The following is a 23,247-nucleotide window of genomic DNA, read 5'->3' on the forward strand; positions in this document are numbered from 1 at the left end:
TTCTCGAATTCCGTTTGTTCTTCTTTTCTCATGGTTCTGTCTGAATAAAATTAATGATTAAAATTTATTTCAGACAGAGTTCAGTTTACACTCTCTAACCGGGTGTTCGTTTTCAGCGTATTTTATACTGTAAACGGGATTGTTGCCTTCTGAAATCGTTTTGACTTCAAATCCTGAATTTTGCAAAGTTTTCGCGACCATCGGGAAAAGTGCCGTGCTTTCCGTACCACCTGAATAACAGAAAACATTTTTGATATGGAAATGGTACGCCAATGTCTGCGCCCAAACCTGGGACAAGTGGCTTCTTCGTGAATTGTGCGTGCAGATGAAATTTATGCGTATTTCTCTACTGTAATTTAGTTTGGACTGGATAAAATCGACCAATGGGCGCAAGGTTTGTTTACGTTCTTTAGAAATTGTTGAAGTATCCAATTTTTCGATTATCAATTTTACTGTATGTCCAATCATATACCTATGTTTAAATTCCCACGATTTCATTTCTTCGATCCATTGGTACGTTGTCTCTCTTAAACCATCGAGTTTCCCCAATTTTTCGCGACAACCAATTTCCCTAAACCCACATTTTTTGTACAATCGAATACTGGCGGTGTTTTCTCACATAATGCCGCATACCAATCTCTATACTCCTTAGGATTCACTGATTTCAATCAGCATTTGTAAAAGTCGGGTTACGATACCCTTACCCTGTGCTGAAGTTGGCGCATAAACGCTTACCTCTGCGACGCCGCCATAAACACATCTTTAGGAAACTTTTGACAGGGAAGCCCAGCCCAGCATATTTTCATGTTCCACAATGGTAATACGAACCCCAACCGCAAGTGCTTTTTATCCCATTCTTCCAAGGATGGAACATTTGTTTCAAATGTTGCATTTCTGATTTTGATTTCCGTTTTATAAATTCGGGCAATACTGTCCAAAATATTTTTATCAATTTTCCGAAAATCCATAGTGCTGAATTTAACAACAACCGCTATTAGGTTCGCAACAAGTTGTGGGTGTCAGCTCCGAAAGTTTCTTTTTTGGGGTATCAGTCGGGATACCGCAATCGTCCTTTGCCAAACAGTCGGTCTGTTTTGTTGTCAACAAGAAGTTAGTTCCGTCAAAATCAAGTCCGAATTTCCCGATTGTGTCGGTTTGATATTCCACTTCGATTTCCAGATCGCCCAATTCCAAGATCTTTTCCGAAAGTTCGATGATGGCCTTTAATTTTTCAGGATGTAACCTGTGGTCATAATCGTTGGCGTTCCAAAGCTGAAAGTTCGCTACTTCCTCTTTTCGTACCGTCCCGCCACAATCAATGAAATCTTTGGTTATTTTTCCCACTTCGGTAACGTGAAAGTGGTTCGGCACTAGTTCTCCGTTTGGTAATTGGAAAGCAATTTTTTCCAATTGTTCAAGTCTGTTTTTAACTTCCGATAGTTTCATAATTTTATTGTTTTATTGCGATTATACGATTGATGTACCCAAATTTTTTCAACAACAATCTTCATTAGCGATATCTTGGTCTAAAAACTGCAGCATAACATTTTTCATTTTACTCCAGTTCTCCATATTGATGCAGTAACAAACGCTTGTACCTTCTACATTGCCTTTGATAAGTCCTAAATGTTTTAATTCCTTAAGATGTTGCGAAATAGTCGGTTGGGCAAGACCGATTTCATTGACCAGATCGCCACATACACACCTGTCGATTTTGAATAGATGCTGCAAGATAGCTACCCTTGCAGGATGTCCAAAGACTTTGGCGAACAAAGAAATTTCGTTTTGTTCGTCTGTAAACATTTCTGTTTTGGTTAATCCCATCTTCTTTTATTTGTTAATTGCAATATTACGATAAAACTTTATATTAGGGAATAAAACAGCAAATTAAATGGTAACCATCCACGCATTAAATCAATTCCTATATTTCTCTTTCTAGAAAGCGATAAATCTTAACTGAAAATTGTCCATTCCAAAAAATTACGTTTATCGCTTTTTCTTTTTACACGACCGATTTTACGAGATTTTTTCTCAAAGACGCGAAACGATCCCCTAATGAGTCCCATTTTTGGTCTCTTTTAGTAGTTTCGTTAATTGACCTTTTATGGGACACTTTAGGCCATGATTAAGTCTTTGACCTTTTTCATGAGGTTTTCTTTTATAACCTTCGTCGAAAGCAGCATCAGGCAGGCCTTGAATTTTTTGAAATTAGTATGCTTCGTAAAAAATGGGAACCTATTTCCCAATACAAAAATTAGCAAAAATATTCCCCAAAAGTTCGTCGTTCGTCACTTGACCCGTAATCTCGCCAAGATGATAGAGCGCCTCTCGAACATCAATGGCCATAAGGTCGCTTGGTAGTTCTTCGTCGATCCCCAGCTGTACTTTATCGATTTCCTCAAGGGCTTTCAGCAGAGCGTTGTAGTGACGAGTGTTGGTGACAATGGTCTCGTTGTTTCGCAGGGCGCCGGTGTTGACGAACTGCAATAATCGGGATTGGAGTTCTTCTACACCTTGCCCCGTTTTGGCGGAAAGAAGCACTAAATCGGACTGCCTGGTAGACCGATTGGAAACCTCCTCGAATGGTATGCGAAATTGAGATTCGAGGTTTGAGATTTCTTCCTCTGAAAGCCTGTCGATTTTGTTGGCCACTAATACAAGAGGTTTTTGAGGATATTTATTCTTGATTTTTTTGATTTCGAGAAGCAAATCCTTAGCTTTTAATCCGGAATTTACCTGTTCGTTCGGCGCGCTTATAACCGCACTGGCGTCGAACAGGTACAACGTTACCTCCGACTTCCCAATCTTCTCAAAAGTCCGTTTAATACCCATTCCCTCGATCACATCTTCGGTCTCGCGAATACCTGCCGTATCGATAAATCGGAAGCCGATGCCCCCGATACTTATTTCATCTTCGATGGTGTCGCGTGTCGTTCCTGCGATTTCGGAGACTAAAGCGCGCTCTTCGTTTAATAGTGCATTTAGTAAGGTGGATTTCCCAACGTTCGGCTCTCCCACTATGGCTACCGGAATACCGTTTTTAATGACGTTGCCGACGGCGAAGGAATCGATCAGACGTTTGAGCACCTTTTGTATTTTATCAATCAAAGCCTTGAAATCGTTTCGGTTGGCGAATTCGACATCCTCTTCGGCAAAGTCCAATTCAAGTTCGATCAAGGAAGCAAAGTTGAGGAGTTCTTCCCGAAGGTTTTTTATTTCGTTACTAAAGCCACCACGCATTTGTTGGATAGCAATCTGATGCGAGGCAGCGTTGTCACTGGCAATCAAATCGGCTACGGCCTCGGCTTGACTGAGATCCATTTTTCCGTTGAGAAAGGCGCGAAGGGTAAACTCCCCGGCATCGGCCATGCGGCATCCGTTTCTTAGAAACAACTGAATGATCTGCTGTTGTATGTACGGCGAACCGTGACAGGAGATTTCTACCACATTCTCTCCCGTGTAGGAATTTGGGGCTTTGAAAATGGAGACCAAGACTTCATCCAAAGTTTGCTTTCCTTCAACAATGTGGCCCAACACAATGGTATGGCTCTTTTGCTCGACCAATTTTTTTCCATGGATGGATTTAAAAAAAGGAGTGGTTGCAGCGATGGCATCACTGCCCGAAATCCGGATGACGGCAATAGCGCCCGCCCCCGAAGGCGTGGCCAATGCGATGATGGAATCATTTGGAATCATTCCTCAAAAATACGTAAAATGTTGCGGAAAGCGGAAGTTCGAACGCTGGGCAATTTAACGTTAAAATTGTAGCATCGACATGGGATTAATGTATACCTTCGAACCATAAATTGACAAAGAAATCGTATGAAATATAAAAGATTTATTTCCATGGTTACGCTCACATTGGCCGTGGGCGCTTTTTCCTATGCCCAAGATGGCAATGTCGGCAATGACTCCATTTTAAAAGTGCAGCAGGCGGAGCAGAAGGCCAAAGAAATGCAAGCTCAAATAGATCAGGCCGAGAAGGAAGCTACAAGGGCGGACAAAGAGGCGAAAAAAGCGGAAAAAGCACAGAAAAAGCTGGAGAAGGAAGCGAAAAAAATCGAGGATTTAAAAGAGGACGTAATCCATACAAAAGAGGATATCGCAAAAGGAAATCGTAAAGTAAACAAGCTTCAGGAAGATATGGAGCTGGATAAAGTAAAGGGAAAACTTTCGCCCAACGATATCGATAAAATCAACAATAAAATTGAGAAAGAGAAACTGCGCGTGATTAAGAACAAAGAAAAGCTGCGCAAATTGGAAAAGAAGCTTGAAAAAAGCTAGCCTATGCTTAATGTAATTTTATAATCCCGTTCCCGTTTCAGGAACGGGATTTTTTTTTCTTTTGTGGGCCAGTGGGGCCAGTGTGACAGCGTACAGAAAAAAACGAACTCAGAGCAGTTGATATCATGAAAAAATGACCCCGCACTAGCACCTAATCTCAAACATCAACCATCTATCATCCATCATCCGGTTCATTGTAACATTTTCCATTTTGATTCGTCTTATTGATAGAAACCCTTAAAAATAATCAAAAATGGAAGTCATCAATCAAAGCAAAGCACTGGAAAGTAACAATTCATTATTGGTGCTGACTCACTTATCTCAATTATTGACCTATGTTACCGGCTTCGGCGGGCTTATCGTCCCTTTGGTCATCTGGCTCACCTCTAAGGATAAAATTGCCGGAATGGACGAGCACGGAAAGTCCATTGTAAATTTTCAATTGAGCGTGCTGCTTTTTGTGGTTCTTAGTATTCCCGCAATTCTAGTGCTCGGCTTAGGTATCTTGAGCCTGATATTTATCGGAATCATCGCCTTCGTGCTACCCATAGTCAATGCGGTAAAAGCCAGCAACCGCGAATCACCGAGCTATTTTATGACGATTCGGTTTATTGCTTAGATAATTCTGAAACCAAAAAATCCTGAACGAAATGTTCAGGATTTTTTTATCTTAAAGTGAAAAATCTCAAAAAAGATTACCCGTTCAACATCACGGGCATCACTAACATCGTTACGTTTTCCCCTTCATCGAGCCCATCGGCGGGCGTAAGGATTCCCGCGCGATTGGGAAGGCTCATTTCTAAAGTAACCTCTTCGGAGTTGAGGTTGTTCAGCATTTCGGTCAGGAAGCGGGAATTGAACCCGATTTGCATATCGTCGCCTTGGTAGGCGCAGGTCAATCGTTCTTCGGCCTTATTGCTGTAATCGATATCCTCGGCGGAAATATTCAGTTCGGTACCGGCGATCTTTAATCGGATTTGGTGCGTCGTCTTGTTGGAGAAAATCGCAACCCGACGTACGGAACTCAAAAATTGATTTCTGGAAATCGATAATTTATTCGGATTCTCCTTGGGAATCACCGCCTCGTAGTTCGGATACTTCCCATCGATCAAACGACAGATCAGTACGGTTTCCTCAAAGCTGAATTTGGCGTTACTGTCGTTGTATTCGATAAGGACATCCGACTCACTTCCCCCTAAAATCCCTTTTAACAGGTTCAAGGGCTTTTTCGGCATGATAAATTCCGCCACTTCCGAAGCGGACACATCGTCACGTCTGTATTTTACCAATTTGTGCGCATCCGTAGCGACGAAGGTCAGGTTTTCCGTGGAAAACTGAAAGAAAACGCCGCTCATCACAGGTCGTAAATCATCATTTCCCGACGCGAATATGGTCTTATCGATGGCAGTGGCCAGAATATCGCCCATTAAAGTAGTGGAACTCGGATCGGCCAATTCTACCGCTTTCGGAAACTCCGCGCCTTCGGCATAAGCCAGTGCATATTTACCGGAGTTTGAGCTGATTTCGACCGTATGGTTGTCCTCGACTACAAAAGTCAAGGGCTGTTCGGGGAAGGTTTTTAAGATATCCAATAATAAACGCGCGGGTACGGCGATGGTACCCTCACTTTCGGAATCTACTTTTAAGACCGAACTCATAGTGGTCTCCAGATCCGAGGCGGACACAGTTAGTTTGGCCTTGTTCAGGTCAAAAAGAAAATTATCAAGAATGGGCAGCGTGTTACTATTGTTGATTACGCCCCCCAAAATCTGTAGTTGCTTTAAAAGGTAAGTGCTCGATACTATGAACTTCATAGGGTAGTTTTATTTCAATTTTGTGTCAAATAGGGTTCTGGAATGTCTTGAAATTGCACGGAAAGTTCAAAAATCATGACAAACAAAGATATCTGAATTGCTCTTTTTAGCGAAACAAACTTATCAACATCTAGGCACCGTATTTTCGTCTTCTAAAAAAGGTGAAACCTAGTCCGAAAACAAGGGTTAAGACTAGCGGAAGTCCTATGTTCACTAGTTGCCACTTGGTTTTATGGGCGGCTATTTTTTGGGTATCCAAAAAGGGTATGGCCACCTTTTTATTTCTAATGTTTATAAGTCCGCTATCGTCTAACAGGTAATTGACGGCGTTTATCAAAAATTCTTTGTTCCCGTAATAATTGTTGGTCCATTTATCGTACCCCAGTTCCAAAGGACGGCCGTTGCGCACTTGATTTTTGATGATATCGCCATCGGAAACCACTAGCATTTTATTGGATTTTCCTTTTTCAAGAGGATTTCGGAGTTGCGCCGGTTTGACGCGGTTGGCGAAAACGGAGGTGAAATCGCCGGCTACCAATACAGCCAATGCCTTGTTGCCATTGGTATAATTTTCTTTTTTCGGGGAACTATGGATGATGTCGAGACTAATTTGTTTCGGCGTCCCCTCTAAACGGGATAAGGGCGAACTTTGAAGAAGTACCGTTTTTTTATTTGCATTGGCTAGCGTATCGATAGAACTGGCAAATTGTAACCGGATGGCTTCCAGATTATTATTAATAGGATGATTATTGCGCGAGAAAACCATAGGATGATAGTACCAAGGCACGGGGTTGTATTGGGATGCATTCCCTTCCCCGGTCGCCAATACGATCTGGGTAAAATACATATCGTTGACCAAATCAGGATTGACCCGGATACCGTACTTAAAAAAGAAATCGTTCAGGTTCAAGTTTCGAGGGAAGGCCATTGCGGCTTTCTGTTCGTTAAAAAGACTGTCAAGCTCCATGCTAACCGCGTCGATCAACCATATTGTTTTTCCGCCATTAACGATATACTGATCCATCACATATTTTTCACTTTCTGAAAAAGCCTCGGTCGGTTTGGCAATCAGGGCGAGATTATATCCTTTTAATTGATCTAAAGTTTTTTGCGGATTTCCGGAAACGGAATCCAGCGTTATTGCGCCGATATTGTAATAATCACGAATGGAGGTCAAAAAATCGGCTAAATAGATATCCTCAAGTTCGCCATTGCCCTTGATGACGGCAATCTGTTTCTTTTTTTGGATGGCGATTTTAGAAAACGCATCCGCAAAGGCATATTCCAATTGCTGTACGGAATTATTGACCCGCTCTTCGATAGTAGCCCCTAATTTGTTTTTCAGCAGCGGCACTTTTACCGTTTTATTCCCATAATTGACCATGGCCCACGGAAAGACGATGTCTTGCGATACCTTACTATTATCTTCCACGGTCACCTGGGCTGGTGTGAGACCCAATTTCTGTAGTCCAGCTACACTTTCCTTGATATTCTTGGTATTTTCTAAAGGATTTACGAACGTGAACTTGATGTTTCCGTTCTCCGATGCAAATTCCTCCAAAATCTGGCGGGTTTCTGTCCTCAGTTTAACGAATTCCGGGGGTAGGTTGCCTTCCAACAAAACATCGACGATGACCGGTCTCCCCAATTCCGAAACGGCATCGAGGGCAGCTTCGGATAACGTGTACCGATGGTCTTCGGTAAAATCGAATCGGGTGTATATAAAACCGGAAAGCGCATTGATCAATATCAAAAGCAATAGGGCGGCAGCGATGGAAACCAAAGTTTTTTTCATTTTTGTTGGATTTATTTTTCCGCGGCTGTGCTTCGTTTTTATTGTGAATTTGACTTTTTTTGGAATTTGAACACCTCTGGGACGCAGCCCTAGAGATAATCACTATCGTGCCGTATTTTTAAGTTGAACAACGCTAAGGAAAAGAAAGAAGGCGGTAAGACTGATAAAATAAACCAGGTCCCGCGTGTCTAAAACGCCCCTTGCGATACTTTCGAAGTGATGTTTCATTCCCAAGTTTTGAACGAGGACGGCATCTTGGCCAACGGCAAAAAGGGAGGACAAGACCTCGAAACCGTAAAACAGCAAGAAGCAGAGTAGCACCCCGATAATAAACGCCACAATCTGGTTTTCCGATAGGGTAGAGGCGAAGAGACCGATGGCAGTATAGCATCCCATTAAAAAAATAGTGCCAAAATACGAACCTATGACCGGCCCCATATCCAGATTTCCGACGGTCGTACCCAATCGAGAAACCGAATATACATATAGTAAGGTAGGCGCTAATGCAATCATTCCCAAAACAAATGTGTCCAGAAATTTTCCGAGTACCGTTTGCCAAATGCCGATAGGCTTAATATACAGGAGTTCGAGTGTGCCCAATTTCTTCTCCTCCGAAAAGCTTTTCATGGTAATCGCGGGAATCAAGAACAGAAACACCCAAGGTGCCAGCAAGAAGAAATTGCCCAGGTCGGCAAAGCCATAATCAAATATATTGAACGGACCTTTGAAAACCCACAGAAAAAATCCGTTGAGCGCCAGAAAGAGTCCGATGACCAAGTACCCGGTTACCGAGGTGAAAAAGGAGCGTATTTCACGTTTGAAGATGGCGAGCATGGGAATTGTTGAGGTTTATGGTGTTTTATTTGATCTTCGCTCAAGGCGGCTTTGCTGTACATTTCGTCATTTATATCGTATCTAGGTCCGGATTTAGCTCTACAGAGTAAATTTAATAAGATTTTGAAACCTTTTACCAGTAACTTTCACCCAGTAATCTCCCTAAAGAAAAGAAACCGTAACCGTATCGCGAAATTCCAGTCCTAACAATGTCGAAGCACCTCCCACCGTGTTCAGGTCGCTTTTATAGATAGCCAGTTCAATATAGTTCGCGGAATTAAACAGCGCCAAAAGGTCTCCCGCACCCTTGCGTTGACTCCTATCAAGATCGAAATTGATAATGTCACTGTATTTGTTGTGAATACGGCTTATTTTTGTAGATCGGGCGGCGAGTTCGTAACCCCTGCCTTTCCGATAGGCCTCAAAAAAGTTCTTGTGGATATTGGTCACCACATTTCCATAATTATCGACGTAGATAATGCTGCCGATAATTTTGTTTCCATCGTCGGTCACGCTGGGGGTGAATTCGCGAAGCTCTTTCAAAGCATTGAATGGCTTTCCAACGACTTCAAGGGTGCCTCCGCGGGCGATGTGGCAGGCCACTTTAATGAATACATCAAGAACGGGGAAAGAACCGTTATCGGGATTCGGAATATTGATTTCAACTACCTTCTGTGGCTTTTTTTCGGAAGTTATCAATCCGATAATGCCGTTATTGGAAGTGATAAAATAATGGCCGTCGATCAGAAGGGCAATGTGCTGGTTTTCAGGGGTAGGCTCGGCATCGACCCCGACAATATGGATACTGCCTTCGGGAAAATTTTTATAGGAATTTTTCAGGATGTAAGCACACTCATGAATATTAAACGGACTGATATCGTGCGAAATATCAACGATTTGGGCATCTGGTAATTCTCTGTAGATACTACCCTTAAGGCATCCGACAAAATAATCTTTGAGTCCGAAATCTGTAGTTAAGGTGATGATGGCCATGCAGCACTGTTAATATATTTTTGGAGCTACAAACTGTTTTTTGATTAAGTTTGTTAGGAACTAGTCCAATAAAAGGATGAACAAACAAAATTAATGCAAAAAAATAGCCAAGCGAAATAATTCCATATTGGCTTTCACTTAAACACTCAAAGTTTTTGAACGAACTCATACTAGAACTTACAGAAATCAGTCCAAGGGAATTTTTTGGGCAGGGCAACCAACATATCGATCTACTAAAAGAATATTTCCCTAAACTTAAAATCGTTGCCCGTGGTAACAAAATAAAGGCCTTTGGCGATGAAGAACTTTTAGAGGAGTTCGACCGCCGGATTACCATGTTGACCACTCATTTCGCCAAATACAATAAATTGGACGAAAACGTAATCGAAAGGGTGCTGACCAGTAATACGGCCGCCGACTATGAATCGCCTGATAAAAGTGGGGAGACACTGGTACACGGGGTCAATGGTCGATTAATCAAGGCCCAGACCGTGAACCAGCGTAAATTGGTCGATGCGGCCAAGAAGAACGATATGGTCTTCGCCATAGGTCCTGCCGGAACCGGCAAAACCTATACCGGTGTGGCTTTAGCTGTCAAGGCCCTGAAGGAAAAGCAGGTAAAACGTATTATTTTGACCCGGCCGGCAGTGGAAGCAGGGGAAAACCTTGGCTTTTTACCCGGAGATCTAAAAGAAAAGCTCGATCCGTACATGCAGCCCCTGTATGATGGCCTACGCGATATGATTCCCGCCGAAAAGCTCGCGCATTTGATCGATACCGATATCATCCAAATCGCTCCCTTGGCCTTTATGCGTGGGCGTACACTCGATAATGCATTTGTAATTCTTGACGAGGCCCAGAACACCACCCACGCCCAGATGAAAATGTTCCTGACCCGAATGGGAAAGAACGCCAAGTTTATGATTACCGGCGACCCTGGACAAATTGACCTGCCAAGAAGAACGGTATCGGGACTAAAGGAAGCCCTTTTGATTCTGAAAGATGTACATGGTATCGAAATCATCTACCTCGACGACAAAGATGTCATTCGACATAAACTGGTCAAAAAAGTGATTGATGCCTATAAGAATATTGAACACCAAGGTTGAGCAAGGTACGGATTAAAACCACAAACAGCGTAGCATGAACAACACTATCACCGACACTCATTTCAATTTCCCAGGCCAGAAAAGCGTTTATAAGGGCAAAGTCCGGGAGGTATATGCATTGGAAAACGATATACTGGTCATGGTCGCTACCGATCGGTTGTCCGCTTTTGATGTGGTGATGCCGAAAGGGATTCCTTACAAAGGACAAATTTTGAACCAAATCGCTACGAAAATGATGGCAGCTACGGCTGATATTGTTCCGAACTGGTTGACGGCCACTCCCGATCCGAATGTAGCGGTGGGCCATGCTTGTGAACCTTTCAAGGTTGAGATGGTAATCCGGGGCTACATGTCAGGCCATGCGGCACGGGAATATAAAGCCGGAAAACGAATGCTATGTGGGATAGCGATGCCCGAGGGCATGCAGGAGAACGATCAATTCCCCGAACCGATAATCACTCCGGCTACCAAAGCGGAGCATGGCGATCACGATGAGGACATCTCTAGGGAGGATATTTTAATTCGGAAAATTGTATCCAAAGAAGAGTATGCCGTATTGGAAAAATACACCCGGGCCCTCTTTCAGAGAGGTACCGAAATTGCCGCTGCACGCGGATTGATTTTAGTGGATACCAAATATGAATTCGGCAAGACCAAAGGCGGTGAAATCGTACTGATCGATGAAATCCATACGCCGGATTCCTCCCGCTACTTCTATGCGGATGGGTATCAGGAACGGCAGGATCGAGGAGAACCCCAAAAACAACTTTCCAAGGAATTTGTTAGGCAGTGGCTAATCCAAAACGATTTTCAAGGTCTTGAAGGGCAAAACGTTCCCGAAATGTCCGATGCTTACATCGAAACCGTATCGGAAAGGTATATTGAACTCTACGAAAATATTACCGGGGAGACTTTCATCAAGGCCGATATTTCGAATATTCAAGAACGTATCGAAAAGAACGTTTTAGGTTATTTGGGATAGTATCACAATCAACGGATGCTGATTATTTTGACGTTCAAAAAACTCCATATCGACTCATCTCAACAGCTCCTTCACCGAAAAACTCGGTTTCACTTCCAATTTCCCCAAAATATTCAAAAAGGCGATGGCAGTAATATAGGCATCACCTAAGGCAGTATGCCTATCTGTAGTGGGAATATCAAATTTTTCCGCCATCTCGTCCAATGAATAATGAGCTTGTTTTTCTAGTAACGGAGAAGCGATCAAAGTGCGCTTATACAGCGAGGAGGTATCCAAAAATTTGTTTTTTAATTTGGGAAGTCCGTGGCGTTTAAGAGCTGCATTGATCATGGCGCGGTCGAATCCGGCGTGATGTGCCACAAGAACTGAATTGCCAATAAAAGACAAGGCGAGCTGAATGGCTTCCAATTCTGTAATTTTGGGTTCCGATTCTTTCTCCAGAATACCGTGAACCGCTATGTTTTTGGCATGGTAAAAATGTTGGTACAGATACACCTCGAAACTCTGATTAACCGTTATAGAGTTGTTTTGTAAGGAGAGGGCACCTATGGAAAGTATTCTGTCTTTTTCGATATCGAGACCTGTAGTTTCCGTGTCGAAAACTACAAACCGGATTTCTTCCAGGCTCTCCGGCAGCCCGATTTCGAATTCTTTGACGTAGGCCCTCCAGAAATCGGGATAATTCCTTTTCTCTTTGCGAAACATCTTTTTTAAGAATCGCATCATCCTAACATTTGGGTTACCTTAAAACGGAATTTTATTAGTTCCTGTAGTTCTTTGATGGTCTTGAATGTACGCTTCAACTTGATTTTTTCTTCCTTTGTCAACGTATCTAAAGCTATAAAACGGCCGGAATCGTTGTGCAGTAGTCCCTGTTTTGTCCGAAATTTCAGTAAAGCCTTTGTCGCAAAGGAGCATGCGGAAAAAATAGCCTCGTTGTTGGGTTCGAGCTCCGCCAGCCGTTCAAAACGCAGTGCCGTATTGTTTATCGATTTGATTTGGTGCGAAAGTATCAAAATCCGCGCCCCATCGATCAGGGGCATCAAAGCCCTGCGTTTTACATCGAAGAAATCTTTATGTGCACCATCCTCTTCGACCAAAAAGCTACGGAAAAATCCGGTCGGTGACGGATTTTGCAGCGCGCCACTGGCCAAATGGGTGAAGAAAATCGGATACTTTTCCGTTCCCTTGAAGATATGCGCGGTCAGTTCATCGACCAAGTTGACATCCCCATAGGAAATACTATAATCAAAGAATATGGAGGATAAGAGGACTTCTTCCGGCCCTGGATTGGTTATCCAATGGGACACCCGATCTTTCCATTCCGAAAGGGACAGGCACCATTCAGGGTTCGAGGCCATCATCTCCGCTGGGCAGTATTCATAGCCGATTATTTTTAGCCCTTTGTTCACCGCTTTTGAAAGATTCAGAAAATAAGCCCTGGTTTTCGACAATTCGTTCTCGGGTACATTTTCAAAAATCAGGGCGTTGTCTTGATCGGTATGTAGTAATTGTTCGCTACGGCCCTGGCTGCCCATGGCAAGCCATGCAAATTTGACCGGGGGCTGATTTTCGAAGTCTTTCAAGGCAATTTTGATGATTTTTTTGATACAGGCGTCATTCAGCTCGGATATCACCTTTGAAGTAAGGGTCAGGGGAATATTCTGGTCCAGATACCCTTTTAGCAGTCCTGTAATACGGCGGCGGATGGTTTTTATCTCCTTGAATTTGCCCGCCCGCTTTATGGCCTTCATCAGAACAGCGGGATTATTGCCGAGTTCTAGCATGACATCGTGTTTTGACAACATGCCCACGGCCGCAGTGTTCGGCGTGCCGTCTTCTGTGAGGCAAAGATGGCTGATACCATTCTTCATCATCGCCATTTGGGCCTGTGCTATCGTCATTTTCTTCGGATAGGTGATTACCGGGGCGGTCATAATTTCTTTAGCCTCTGCGGTGATGGGATGGATACCGGTAGCAATTTGGTTACGGATGTCCTTATCGGTAATAATGCCCTGGGGAAGTCCGTTTTCGACGATCAACATAGCACCTACTTTTTTTTTGGTCATGGCAAGCGCAATGCTTTTTACGCTGGCATTTTTGGGACTTGTGACCAATTTTTTCGAATAATTTACATGTTGCAAGTCCAGCAGCCCCTTATCGAGCTGAGGCTGCAGGGCGGAGGATTCACCCAATAATTTACCCTTGTAACTATTGGAATAGGGGTTTCTCGTATTCGACGCAAAGCTCTCGAGCAAAAAGTTGGCAACGCCTTCGTATTTTTGTGTATAGGGCTTGAAATCAGCTATCGGAACGGCGTACAGTATACTCTCTTCATAGGCCTTTGCCTCGAGTTTGTAATTTTCATTCGCCATCAAGGGGCGCAATCCGAAGATATCGCCCTCGTCGCAAAGGTCTATGATGGCATTGGTCGAATTTTTTCGTAGAACTACGGCTCCTTTATGTACGATATAAAAGTGTTCGTGTGGCTGCCCATCCTCTTCAAAAATAACACTTTCCTTGGTTTTATAAAGGATGGAAACCTCATGAGATAGGGTATCCAAGTCTTTGGGATGCATTTCGTTAAAAGGAGGATATACCCTCAAGAAATCGGCCACCCTTGCCGAAATGGTATTTTTCATTGCCTAGTTAGGTTGAAGTTATTTCTTTTCATTTTGCTTTTCTGGATATGCTTTATCTTGCATCATTATGATAGCACGGTAGGGAAAGCTGAAAACAATCGAAAAAATTGCGGCCTCAAGGCCAAATTGCTTACGATGATAAAACTACGTAATACGGGCAGTAGTGCCAAAAAGATTTATATCATAAAAAAATAGCTCCATACCTTTAACAGTATGGAGCTAGTTATATTTGACCAAAATTTTATTTGGCATCTGTCCAGAAAGAGCGTAACCCTAGTTAAGGCTCGATATTTCTCGATACCTTCTAAGCCTTGGCAATGGTTGCCCTAAGCATCCATGCCATTTCTTCGTGTTCTTGAAGCAGTCCGGTCAGAAAGTCTGCGGTACCCACGTCTTCATATTCTTCCTCGACCTTAGCAATATTTCCTCGTATGAATTGGATGATCGAATCGTGGTCTTCGAGCAGTGCAGCAGTGAAATCATGGCTGGTATTGTCACCCTCGTATTTTTCAGTGAGGTGGGTGAGTTTCAGAAAATCGCCCATCGTCGCCGGTGCATAATGCCCAATCTTTCGAATCCGTTCGGCCACACCGTCCGCAAACCTTTTTATGGCATTGTAATGCTCCTCAAAAAAAAGATGCTTGGTGTGAAAATCATGTCCTTCCAAGTTCCAATGGGCACGCAAAGTTTTTGTGTACAGTAAAAATTCGTCCGCCAATAGTTTAGCGAGTACGTCGGTGGTTTGCTGCCTATTATCTTTTGATATACCTATATTCGTCTTCATATATATTATATTTTTAAGTTCAATTGTAATTTACGAAATTGAGCGGTTGTACTTTGATTGTTTCGATACTATAATTGCCCGTTTTGATAGGATCTTTTTAAACCTCTTTCGCATAATTAGATTCAAATATCCTATATTTAAATAGCCCCACGACAATGGCACCACCGACGCTGTTTCCGGCTAGGGCGAGCAGTAAGAACCACAGGTAATCCCATATTGAAACCGCATCGGAGTACAAATAGGCTCCAAACGCTTCAATATTGCCCACGATACTGTGATGAAAGCCACCAAAACCAATGACACCGGTAATCATAGAAATAATTACTATACGGGTCAGGGAGGTCTCTGTACTATTGAGCAGCCAAGTTAAAAGCCCCATTAACCACCCAGCCGTAATCGCACTTAGAAAAAGTACCCATGCATCATGGGTGAGCACGTGTGTGCCTACTAAGGCCATAGTATCTGAAGTAAACAGACCCAAATGGGGAGCTAGGGTGCCTATAAAGAAGGTGAAAATAATACCTCCGATAACATTACCGGCAATCACCACTCCCCATAGGCGCAACATTTCGAATAGGGATCGCTGCCCATTAAGAACGGGTAGTGCGAGCAACGAAGTCTGTTCGGTAAAGAGTGCAGATTTTCCTAAGATGACTAAAATAAATCCTATGGGATAAACAAAACCGAACGATGTAATCAGCAGGTTCTGATCGACCTTACCATCGAGCAGCGAATACAGGGTACAGACCAAAACATAACTGAACCCGATTTCTAGACCCGCTAATATCGCGCTCAAGAAAATCGCCTTGTTCTTTATTTTGAATATTTCTTCGCCCTCGTGTATAACACGGCTCAGAATATCACTATACCTCTTACCTCCTTTAATTTTGTCGGATTTCTCCTCCAACTTTTTTTGATGTAATTCCTGTTTTTTTTCTTTTTTTTTCATGGTTGTTGTTTGGGTTTAGCTTCTCCCATATAAGTATCGGATTAACGTAGGCAGGAGTGTCTTCCCTAAAGATCCAACCATCACTTTATTTGTTTTCGTTCATTTCCATTGGGGTGGTCATGACCAGGTTTTCGTACACATTTTCACCCACCATTATACCTTGGGAATTTCCTTTTCCGATATAGGTATTGGCCCAATTCCAAAAGGTTTTCCACTTGTTTCTGTAATCGACCAAAAGAAAAAGGTGTACAAAAAGCCATGCCATCCATGCGAAAAAGCCGGTTAACGTGGTTTTTGGAAAAGTCATATCGGCAACCGCCTTTTTATCGCCTATAATGGCCATAGTACCTTTATCTAAATATGAAAACGGCTCTAACTCTCTATCTTTGACCATTCTCGTAAAATTTTTCGCCAAAGCCTTGCCCTGCTGTTGTGCCACACTTCCCAGTTGGGGATGACCCTCAGGCCAGTCCGGATCGGTTTTTTGGATACAAGAATCGCCTATGGCAAATATAGAATCGGAACCTACAATCTTATTGAATGCGTCTACCACAAGCCGGTTTCCTTTTTCGTAATAGTCATCTGGAATGCCGTCAAATTTTATTGCGGTAACACCAGCGGTCCAGATCAAGGTTTTGGTTTCGATCATTTCGCCATTCTTAAAAATAACTTTGTCATCTTTATAGTCGGCGACCATCGTATTGAGTTTAACATTGATGCCCAAATTTTCGAGACTTTCCTTAGAATATTTTTGGGATTTTTTGCTCATGGGCGGTAATACGGTAGGCGCAGCGTCGACCAAATAAATATTTAAGGCTTCCTCTTCCAACTCGGGATAGATGTTCTCCAATTTTCGATTACGCATTTCCGCGATCATTCCGGCAATTTCCACTCCTGATGGTCCGGCACCGGAAATTACGATATTCCGCATCTTTCGCTTCTCGTCCTCATCGGTGCAGAACGAATATTTCTCGCCTTCCATTATGAGATAATTCCGGAGTTTGATGGCGTCGTTTACCGATTTCATGGGAAGGGCATTTTTTTCGATATTCTCCATTCCGAAATAATTACTTTTTGTACCTGTGGCTATGACCAGATAATCGTATGACATCTCACCGGTCGATAAAATAATTTTACGCGCTTCCGGAATTACTTTTTTAAGTTCTCCCAGTCTGAAATGCAAATTATCTTTACCGTTGAAAAGTGTTCGGAACGGTATTGAAATACTCGAAACGTCTAACATACCCGTAGCAAGCTGATAGAGTAGCGGCGGAAAAAAATTATAATTGTTCTTATCGACCAAGGTTACCTGTACCCCTTTTTTATTGCCGAGATATTTAGCGAAATTGATGCCCGCAAAACCTCCGCCAATAACTATTATTTTTTTATCTTTCATCACTATTTTCATTTGATTGCAAGCGGGTAACTTACTAATTGTCCGCATATTCCATTAACTCATGTCGGTAACATACTAACGCGATAGTGGTTGAAGATATCGACGGGTAATTTCAAGAAATGCTATGATTGTTTCTGAAATTGTTCGATTTCAAGAACTCGTTCCCATTAAACCATCCCTCAATACCTCCGCATAAAATCCTCTTTAAGAACTTTCCTTAAATAAAACAACAGTTCCTCCGCATTATCACGGGAAAATACCATCGGCGGTTTGATTTTAAGTACATTATGATCCGGGCCGTCGGTGCTCATTAGAATGCCATAGTCTTTCATGCGGTTGGCCAAATAATTGGCCTTATCGCTCAGCGGGTTCATTTCGATATCGACAAGTTCAACGCCTAAAAACAGCCCTTGCCCGCGAACATCGCCGATAATCGGAAAATCCTTGGCCAGATTTTTTAATCCTGATTTCAAAAATTCACCGACTTGTAGGGCGTGTTCCTGTAAGTTTTCTCGCTTGACCGTTCGCAATACCTCGGCCCCGATGGCACAGGAAACGGGATTTCCGCCAAAGGTGTTGAAATACTCCATACCATTGGCAAATTTTGCCGCGACTTCTTGTGTACAGGCGACCGCGGCCAGTGGGTGACCGTTGCCCAAAGGCTTGCCGATGGTCACGATATCGGGTACGACCTGGTGCAATTGAAACCCCCAAAAGAACTTGCCTACACGCCCGCACCCCACTTGTACTTCATCTGAAATACAGAGTCCGCCAGCCTTTCGAACATAATCGTATGCCTTCTCCAAAAACCCTTCCGGCAATTCGATCTGTCCCCCGCAGCTAATAATGGGTTCGACGATCAGTGCGCCAAGCCCTCGGCCTTTTTTATGTATGGCATCGATTTGAATTTGGACTTCCCCCGCATAACGGTATCCGGTATTTTCGCCCCGATATTTCCCCCGAAAGGCATCGGGAAGGGGGAAGATATGGGTGTGCTCGGGAGCACCTTGCCCGCCTTTGCCATCAAATTTATAGGAACTAATATCGATGGTGCTATTCGTATTGCCATGGTACCCGACTGCGGATGCGATAATGTCCCGCTCACCGGTAAAGGCCTTGACCATGCGTATGGCCAGTTCGTTCGCCTCGCTTCCCGAATTCACAAAATGGAGTACCGAAAGTTCGGGCGGTAAAGTTTCCAGCAATTCTTGAGCCAGCGTGTTAATAGTATCGTGCAAATATCGGGAATTGGTGTTAATCAACGCCATCTGCTCCTGTCCCGCCTTGACCACGGCCGGATGTTCATGTCCCACATGGGCTACATTGTTCACGGTGTCGAGGTATTTTCGACCGTATTGATCGATCAGGTATTGGCCCGCCCCCCGAACCATTTTAATGGGCACCTCATATTGCAGGCTCAGGCTTTTGCCCAGATGTTGTTTTCGATATTCGATTAGTTGATCGTTCGATGCTGTTTTGGTCGGTTGGAGTATTACGGACTTAAACAAAAAATTAGGATCTGGACAGATACTTTTCCACACCTCAATCTGGTTGAAATATCCAACACCGGGAAAATCGATGGTATATCCGAGCATCGACAAGATAACCTGAAAGTGGAGGTGGGGCGCCCAATTTCCGTTTTCTTCCGGATGACCCAAATACCCGATGTCTTCTCCTTTATTGACGAACTGGCCTACTTCCTTTTTATGAATCGAAGCTACGGATAAATGCCCATAAAGCGTAAAAAACTCAAAATTTTCGGTTTTGTGTTTTAGGATGATCAGTCCCCCATACTCCTTATGCCCGGCATCGTTTACTGACGTCATCACCTCGCCGTCGAACAGGGCGTTTACCCTAGTGCCAACTGGCAGCCAAAAATCTACTCCTAAATGGATGGTCCGATTTTCGGGTCCGCTGTTGCCGATTCGGCCATACTCAGAAGTGGTGTAAACGTTTCGAGGTTCTAGATAGCCCCCGGCAATTAGTTTATCGGGATGTTTTTTTTGCAACCTATCCATCTTAAACTGAAAAAGTTCCAAGTCATCGAAATCGACTTGTTGGCCCAGCCATTTACTCGAAACGCTAAGGTCTAACCGATGTGCCTCGGTTTGGTCGACCGTAGGAAATAGTTCCGATAGCCGAAACGTGTTTTGTCCGGCCCAATTTTTAAATTCCGATTCGTGGGGGTGCGGAATAAACCCGCAAGCCTGGCGAAAACTGTAATGGGCAAAATCGGTAGGTAGGGCATACCATTTTTCGAGCAATGCCCAAGCCGGTTTGTCGCTGACCAGCAAGTAGGCATTATCGGGCACTTCGCGCTTACTTATTGCGGCTTTAGTTACCGAGATGACCAATCGCATGGCGATGGCATTGTAAAGGTGTTCCAATTCCCTTTCTTCCAGGGTAAATTGGGAATGGTAGCCTTTTACAATAGGAAGGGCAGCTTCCAAAGGATCGTTATGCCCCATGATGGCGTAGGCGCATGCAATGGCCAAATCATTGATGATTTGGGTATGTATGGCATCCCCATAATCTATGGCCGCCTTGACCGTTGGATGCATAAGATCATCGGAAACCACGATATTTAAATCGTTGGCATCATTGTGCACGACCGCTTTTCGAAGCTTGATGTACGCACTTTGCGCCATTTCGAAATCCTCCTGAAATGAAGCCAGTATCTTTCTTTCTTTTTCGTTGAATAGATCTAGATGGGATGTGGTCCAAAGCGATGCTGCGATATCCCATTCAAATTTCCGATGGGCCTGTGGGTGGTCAAAACCCTGCAAGGCCTGGGTCAATTTGCCGCATTGTTCACCCAGACTATGCCGAAGATCGTCTAATTGAGGAATGACATCGCTCCAAATCCGTCCGGTTACCCATGTGAGCAAACGTACCATTCTCGGGTTTCCCTGGTCATCGATAAATGATGAAATGGCGTTTCCCTTTGTATCGATACTAACCTTGGGCGCAATCAGGCCGTTTCCGTTTCGAGCTACATGCCGTAAAATTTGTTGTTGAAAATCGAGATACTCCTGATTCTCATCGGGACGCGATATTTTTAGGATAAATCCTTCCCCTGCATCCACTTTTATCCTAAAATTTAGATCGAGATAGCCGGGTAGAGGAGAAGATTTTCCGCTGACGTTAAAAAGCTTTTGGGCTATGATCTCCGCTTGTTGGGGTGTTATTTTAATGGCGTTAAAGTTCATTTTTTGGCCCGCCGCCTTTTCCACAGCCAACTTCCCACAAAATAGGCCACTAATGCGATTAAAAAATACTTAAAATATGACACCGGTTCGCCGCTGCCATTGACGGTCGTGAAGATCCGATTCCACCTTGGTTTCCACTTCCAGGGACTGTTCGGCTGACCTTTGGCATTGACGAAATTGTCGAAACTCGCCCAAATAAAAATCGGAGTGCCTACAATATGATTTTCCGGTACGTATCCCCAAGCACGACTGTCTTCGGAGTGGTCACGGTTGTCGCCCATCATCCAATAATAATCCTGCTTGAAGGTGTAGGAATCCGCTACTTCTCCGTTCAATTTAATCTGGTTGCCTGCAATACTAATGGTATTGCCTTCATATTCGCGGATGATTTTTTTGTACAGGGGCAAAACCTTTAGATTCAGTGCCACCGTTTTTCCTTTTTCGGGGATATAGATGGGCCCCATCTGATCATAATTCCACGGATAATTTACATTTTGCGGGAAGTTGTTTCCACCCTGTCTTCCTTTTGGGTCTACCTCTCTTGTTACCGAATCTATGGAGGATTCTTTTCTGAGTTTGGCAACCATTTCGTCGGTTAGCGGTGCCGTTCGCTCCCGACCGGTTTCCTCTTTTAAGGCTATCCCATTTTTTCGGACCACTTCAATGGGTATTCCATCGGATTTTGTATACACATCAAATTGGCCGTCCGGTCGTTTTCTAAATCCTATGGAATAGGGGTTTATGGCGTTAGCTTGCTGCTGATTCAAAGCTCCTACGATATACTTGCGTTCAAAACCTTCGGCACCTACACTTTCCAGTATTTTTGAGGAGACTCCCTTTTGGGCATAAATAGTGTAATCGTATTGGGGTTTCGCCCGGTCGGAGAGCTGCAATTGCTTGCCGTTTATGTAGACATAGCCATCGATTACGGCCAGAGAATCTCCCGGAATCCCGACACAGCGCTTGACATAATTCGATTTTTTGTCGATCGGTTTATCAACGCCCTTTTCCTTTTTAAAAAATTGGCGTACCGTATCCGCGGGCCAGCTAAACACTACGATATCATTTCTATCGACCTTGGTAAAACCGGGCAAACGGAAATAGGGTAGCTGTGGTTTGCTGAGATAGGATTTTACCCCCAAAACGGGAAGGGTATCGTGCACCATCGGCGCGGCCACCGTAGTCATTGGTGCACGGGCGCCATAGTTGAACTTACTTACAAAAAGAAGATCGCCCACCCGCAGCGTTCGCTCGAGCGAAGGCGTGGGGATTACGTAGGGCTGAATAAAATAGGTATGCACCAGGGTTGCGGCAATTACTGCAAAGGCGATGCTACTGACCCACTCACCGGTCGCGGTTTTGGGGTGCAGGTCTCGATTTTCGACATATTTGACGTCGAGCGCATAGTTTACATAATAGATATAGAACCCCAGAGTAAGAATCACGAGCCAGGTTTCCCCCAAACTGTTTCTCCCAAAACTTCGGATGGTCTCTATCCAAATAATGGGAAACATCAAGAGGTTGATTATGGGGATGAATAGGAGTATCGTCCACCATGTAGGCCGATTGATGATTTTCATCAGTATAATGGCATTGTAAATGGGTACGGCCGCCTCCCAAGCCTGTCTGCCGGCTTTCACATATAATTTCCAGGTGCCCAAAAAGTGGATGACCTGTATGATGAGAATGAATATGATCCACTGTATTGCGTCCATTGAAAAAGGGTATTGGATTAATTATTACTGACTTACTTCAAATCAAGCACATCTTTCATGGTGAACACGCCGGTTTTTCCCTGAATCCATTCCGCTGCGATTACCGCGCCTAGGGCAAAGCCTTCACGATTGTGGGCGGTGTGCTTTATTTCTAGACTGTCGACCTTGCTCTCGTAATCGACGGTATGCGTACCCGGGGTATCGCCTATTCGTTTGGATGAAATGGGGATTTCTGCGGTATCGACATGGCCCAATTTCCAAGTTTTGTAAGCGCTGTTTTCGATAATACCTTCCGCTAGGGTGATGGCCGTTCCGCTTGGGGCATCCAATTTTTGGGTGTGATGGATTTCTTCCATAGAAACCTTATATTGATCCAAGTTGCGCATCATTCGTGCCAACTGCTTGTTCAGTTCGAAAAAAACGTTGACACCAAGACTAAAATTGGAGGCATAAATAAAGGCACCGTTTTTTTTATGGCATAAAGCGACGGCATCGTCAAACTTTTCGAGCCATCCCGTGGTACCTGATATCACGGGAACACCGTTTTCGATACACCCCGAAATATTGCCAAATGCGGCATCGGGCATGCTGAAATCGATGGCGACATCCATTTTGGAATAATCGAAATCCCCGGAATCCACATCGATTTTAGCCACGATATTGTGGTCTCTGTTTTGGGCGACCGACTCGATCATCTTCCCCATTTTTCCGTATCCGAAGAGTGCAATGTTCATTTGAATT

At 43.7% G+C, this 23,247-nt stretch carries 19 protein-coding genes and 1 pseudogene; 4 read left to right on the forward strand and 16 right to left on the reverse strand.

What is annotated here, in order from left to right; all coding sequences use genetic code 11:
* Nucleotides 1-96: 96 nt before the first annotated feature.
* From BLT07_RS07570 to mnmE, 4 genes and pseudogenes are all read right to left on the reverse strand, one after another.
* Nucleotides 97-468 (reverse strand): annotated as a pseudogene (locus BLT07_RS07570) (protein-tyrosine-phosphatase); the annotation flags it as partial.
* Nucleotides 469-978: 510 nt separating this feature from the next.
* Entirely contained in the window at nucleotides 979-1,446 is a 468-nt protein-coding gene (locus tag BLT07_RS07580; RefSeq protein ID WP_091867397.1) for a DUF6428 family protein, read from the reverse strand.
* A gap of 48 nt (nucleotides 1,447-1,494) precedes the next feature.
* Nucleotides 1,495-1,824 (reverse strand): ArsR/SmtB family transcription factor, encoded by a 330-nt coding sequence (locus BLT07_RS07585; protein WP_091867399.1) that lies wholly within the window; start codon nucleotides 1,822-1,824, stop codon nucleotides 1,495-1,497.
* 411 nt (nucleotides 1,825-2,235) lie between these two features.
* Nucleotides 2,236-3,696, reverse strand: coding sequence for a tRNA uridine-5-carboxymethylaminomethyl(34) synthesis GTPase MnmE (gene mnmE, locus BLT07_RS07590; RefSeq protein ID WP_091867401.1), 1,461 nt, complete (start codon nucleotides 3,694-3,696; stop codon nucleotides 2,236-2,238).
* 126 nt (nucleotides 3,697-3,822) lie between these two features.
* Between mnmE and BLT07_RS07595 the strand changes: the two genes are divergently transcribed.
* The gene (locus tag BLT07_RS07595) at nucleotides 3,823-4,284 is read left to right on the forward strand and encodes a hypothetical protein (RefSeq protein ID WP_091867403.1); all 462 of its coding nucleotides are present in this window, start codon (nucleotides 3,823-3,825) and stop codon (nucleotides 4,282-4,284) included.
* A gap of 253 nt (nucleotides 4,285-4,537) precedes the next feature.
* Nucleotides 4,538-4,903 (forward strand): DUF4870 domain-containing protein, encoded by a 366-nt coding sequence (locus tag BLT07_RS07600; protein ID WP_091867405.1) that lies wholly within the window; start codon nucleotides 4,538-4,540, stop codon nucleotides 4,901-4,903.
* 76 nt (nucleotides 4,904-4,979) lie between these two features.
* Here the strand turns inward: BLT07_RS07600 and dnaN are convergent, their stop codons facing one another.
* The 4 genes from dnaN to BLT07_RS07620 form a co-directional block, all read right to left on the reverse strand.
* Nucleotides 4,980-6,098: a DNA polymerase III subunit beta gene (dnaN, locus tag BLT07_RS07605; RefSeq protein WP_091867407.1), complete on the reverse strand. Its 1,119-nt coding sequence runs from the start codon at nucleotides 6,096-6,098 to the stop codon at nucleotides 4,980-4,982.
* 130 nt (nucleotides 6,099-6,228) lie between these two features.
* Nucleotides 6,229-7,893 (reverse strand): gliding motility-associated ABC transporter substrate-binding protein GldG, encoded by a 1,665-nt coding sequence (gene gldG, locus BLT07_RS07610; RefSeq protein ID WP_091867409.1) that lies wholly within the window; start codon nucleotides 7,891-7,893, stop codon nucleotides 6,229-6,231.
* A gap of 102 nt (nucleotides 7,894-7,995) precedes the next feature.
* Complete coding sequence (gene gldF / locus BLT07_RS07615) at nucleotides 7,996-8,727, reverse strand: gliding motility-associated ABC transporter permease subunit GldF (protein WP_091867411.1); 732 nt, start codon at nucleotides 8,725-8,727, stop codon at nucleotides 7,996-7,998.
* 162 nt (nucleotides 8,728-8,889) lie between these two features.
* Nucleotides 8,890-9,720 carry an SAM hydrolase/SAM-dependent halogenase family protein gene (locus BLT07_RS07620; protein WP_091867413.1) on the reverse strand — a complete coding sequence of 277 codons (831 nt, stop codon included), beginning with the start codon at nucleotides 9,718-9,720 and terminating at the stop codon, nucleotides 8,890-8,892.
* 155 nt (nucleotides 9,721-9,875) lie between these two features.
* Here BLT07_RS07620 and BLT07_RS07625 point away from each other — a divergent pair, with 155 nt between their 5' ends.
* A complete protein-coding gene (locus tag BLT07_RS07625) occupies nucleotides 9,876-10,829 on the forward strand; it encodes a PhoH family protein (protein ID WP_091867415.1) in 954 nt (317 codons plus the stop codon).
* 34 nt (nucleotides 10,830-10,863) lie between these two features.
* Entirely contained in the window at nucleotides 10,864-11,811 is a 948-nt protein-coding gene (locus BLT07_RS07630; RefSeq protein WP_091867417.1) for a phosphoribosylaminoimidazolesuccinocarboxamide synthase, read from the forward strand.
* Between the two features lie 54 nt (nucleotides 11,812-11,865).
* Here BLT07_RS07630 and BLT07_RS07635 read toward each other — a convergent pair whose 3' ends face one another.
* From BLT07_RS07635 to dapB, 8 genes are all read right to left on the reverse strand, one after another.
* The gene (locus BLT07_RS07635) at nucleotides 11,866-12,537 is read right to left on the reverse strand and encodes a 3'-5' exonuclease (RefSeq protein ID WP_091867419.1); all 672 of its coding nucleotides are present in this window, start codon (nucleotides 12,535-12,537) and stop codon (nucleotides 11,866-11,868) included.
* Nucleotides 12,534-14,453, reverse strand: a complete 1,920-nt coding sequence (locus tag BLT07_RS07640; RefSeq protein WP_091867420.1) for a DUF294 nucleotidyltransferase-like domain-containing protein — start codon at nucleotides 14,451-14,453, stop codon at nucleotides 12,534-12,536. The genes BLT07_RS07635 and BLT07_RS07640 overlap by 4 nt, the downstream gene beginning before the upstream one ends.
* 304 nt (nucleotides 14,454-14,757) lie before the next feature.
* Nucleotides 14,758-15,237, reverse strand: coding sequence for a Dps family protein (locus BLT07_RS07650; protein ID WP_091867424.1), 480 nt, complete (start codon nucleotides 15,235-15,237; stop codon nucleotides 14,758-14,760).
* 97 nt (nucleotides 15,238-15,334) lie between these two features.
* A complete protein-coding gene (locus tag BLT07_RS07655) occupies nucleotides 15,335-16,186 on the reverse strand; it encodes a formate/nitrite transporter family protein (protein WP_091867426.1) in 852 nt (283 codons plus the stop codon).
* Nucleotides 16,187-16,271: 85 nt separating this feature from the next.
* Complete coding sequence (locus BLT07_RS07660) at nucleotides 16,272-17,582, reverse strand: NAD(P)/FAD-dependent oxidoreductase (RefSeq protein ID WP_091867428.1); 1,311 nt, start codon at nucleotides 17,580-17,582, stop codon at nucleotides 16,272-16,274.
* A 179-nt stretch (nucleotides 17,583-17,761) separates the two neighbouring features.
* Nucleotides 17,762-20,791, reverse strand: a complete 3,030-nt coding sequence (locus tag BLT07_RS07665; RefSeq protein WP_091867430.1) for an aminotransferase class III-fold pyridoxal phosphate-dependent enzyme — start codon at nucleotides 20,789-20,791, stop codon at nucleotides 17,762-17,764.
* On the reverse strand, nucleotides 20,788-22,506 hold the full coding sequence (gene lepB, locus BLT07_RS07670) for a signal peptidase I (protein ID WP_091867432.1): 1,719 nt from the start codon (nucleotides 22,504-22,506) through the stop codon (nucleotides 20,788-20,790). Before lepB ends, BLT07_RS07665 begins: the two co-directional genes overlap by 4 nt.
* Nucleotides 22,507-22,538: 32 nt before the next feature.
* Nucleotides 22,539-23,240, reverse strand: a complete 702-nt coding sequence (gene dapB, locus BLT07_RS07675) for a 4-hydroxy-tetrahydrodipicolinate reductase (RefSeq protein WP_091867434.1) — start codon at nucleotides 23,238-23,240, stop codon at nucleotides 22,539-22,541.
* Nucleotides 23,241-23,247: the final 7 nt, after the last annotated feature.

The sequence above is a fragment of the Pricia antarctica genome (genome assembly GCF_900101815.1).
Lineage (GTDB): Bacteria > Bacteroidota > Bacteroidia > Flavobacteriales > Flavobacteriaceae > Pricia > Pricia antarctica.

Coding starts and splice junctions, on each gene's coding strand:
- BLT07_RS07580 (WP_091867397.1), bottom strand. CDS start 1,446: ATGAAACTATCGGAAGTTAAAAACAGACTTGAACAATTGGAAAAAATT.
- BLT07_RS07585 (WP_091867399.1), bottom strand. CDS start 1,824: ATGGGATTAACCAAAACAGAAATGTTTACAGACGAACAAAACGAAATT.
- mnmE (WP_091867401.1), bottom strand. CDS start 3,696: ATGATTCCAAATGATTCCATCATCGCATTGGCCACGCCTTCGGGGGCG.
- BLT07_RS07595 (WP_091867403.1), top strand. CDS start 3,823: ATGAAATATAAAAGATTTATTTCCATGGTTACGCTCACATTGGCCGTG.
- BLT07_RS07600 (WP_091867405.1), top strand. CDS start 4,538: ATGGAAGTCATCAATCAAAGCAAAGCACTGGAAAGTAACAATTCATTA.
- dnaN (WP_091867407.1), bottom strand. CDS start 6,098: ATGAAGTTCATAGTATCGAGCACTTACCTTTTAAAGCAACTACAGATT.
- gldG (WP_091867409.1), bottom strand. CDS start 7,893: ATGAAAAAAACTTTGGTTTCCATCGCTGCCGCCCTATTGCTTTTGATA.
- gldF (WP_091867411.1), bottom strand. CDS start 8,727: ATGCTCGCCATCTTCAAACGTGAAATACGCTCCTTTTTCACCTCGGTA.
- BLT07_RS07620 (WP_091867413.1), bottom strand. CDS start 9,720: ATGGCCATCATCACCTTAACTACAGATTTCGGACTCAAAGATTATTTT.
- BLT07_RS07630 (WP_091867417.1), top strand. CDS start 10,864: ATGAACAACACTATCACCGACACTCATTTCAATTTCCCAGGCCAGAAA.
- BLT07_RS07635 (WP_091867419.1), bottom strand. CDS start 12,537: ATGATGCGATTCTTAAAAAAGATGTTTCGCAAAGAGAAAAGGAATTAT.
- BLT07_RS07640 (WP_091867420.1), bottom strand. CDS start 14,453: ATGAAAAATACCATTTCGGCAAGGGTGGCCGATTTCTTGAGGGTATAT.
- BLT07_RS07650 (WP_091867424.1), bottom strand. CDS start 15,237: ATGAAGACGAATATAGGTATATCAAAAGATAATAGGCAGCAAACCACC.
- BLT07_RS07655 (WP_091867426.1), bottom strand. CDS start 16,186: ATGAAAAAAAAAGAAAAAAAACAGGAATTACATCAAAAAAAGTTGGAG.
- BLT07_RS07660 (WP_091867428.1), bottom strand. CDS start 17,582: ATGAAAGATAAAAAAATAATAGTTATTGGCGGAGGTTTTGCGGGCATC.
- BLT07_RS07665 (WP_091867430.1), bottom strand. CDS start 20,791: ATGAACTTTAACGCCATTAAAATAACACCCCAACAAGCGGAGATCATA.
- lepB (WP_091867432.1), bottom strand. CDS start 22,506: ATGGACGCAATACAGTGGATCATATTCATTCTCATCATACAGGTCATC.
- dapB (WP_091867434.1), bottom strand. CDS start 23,240: ATGAACATTGCACTCTTCGGATACGGAAAAATGGGGAAGATGATCGAG.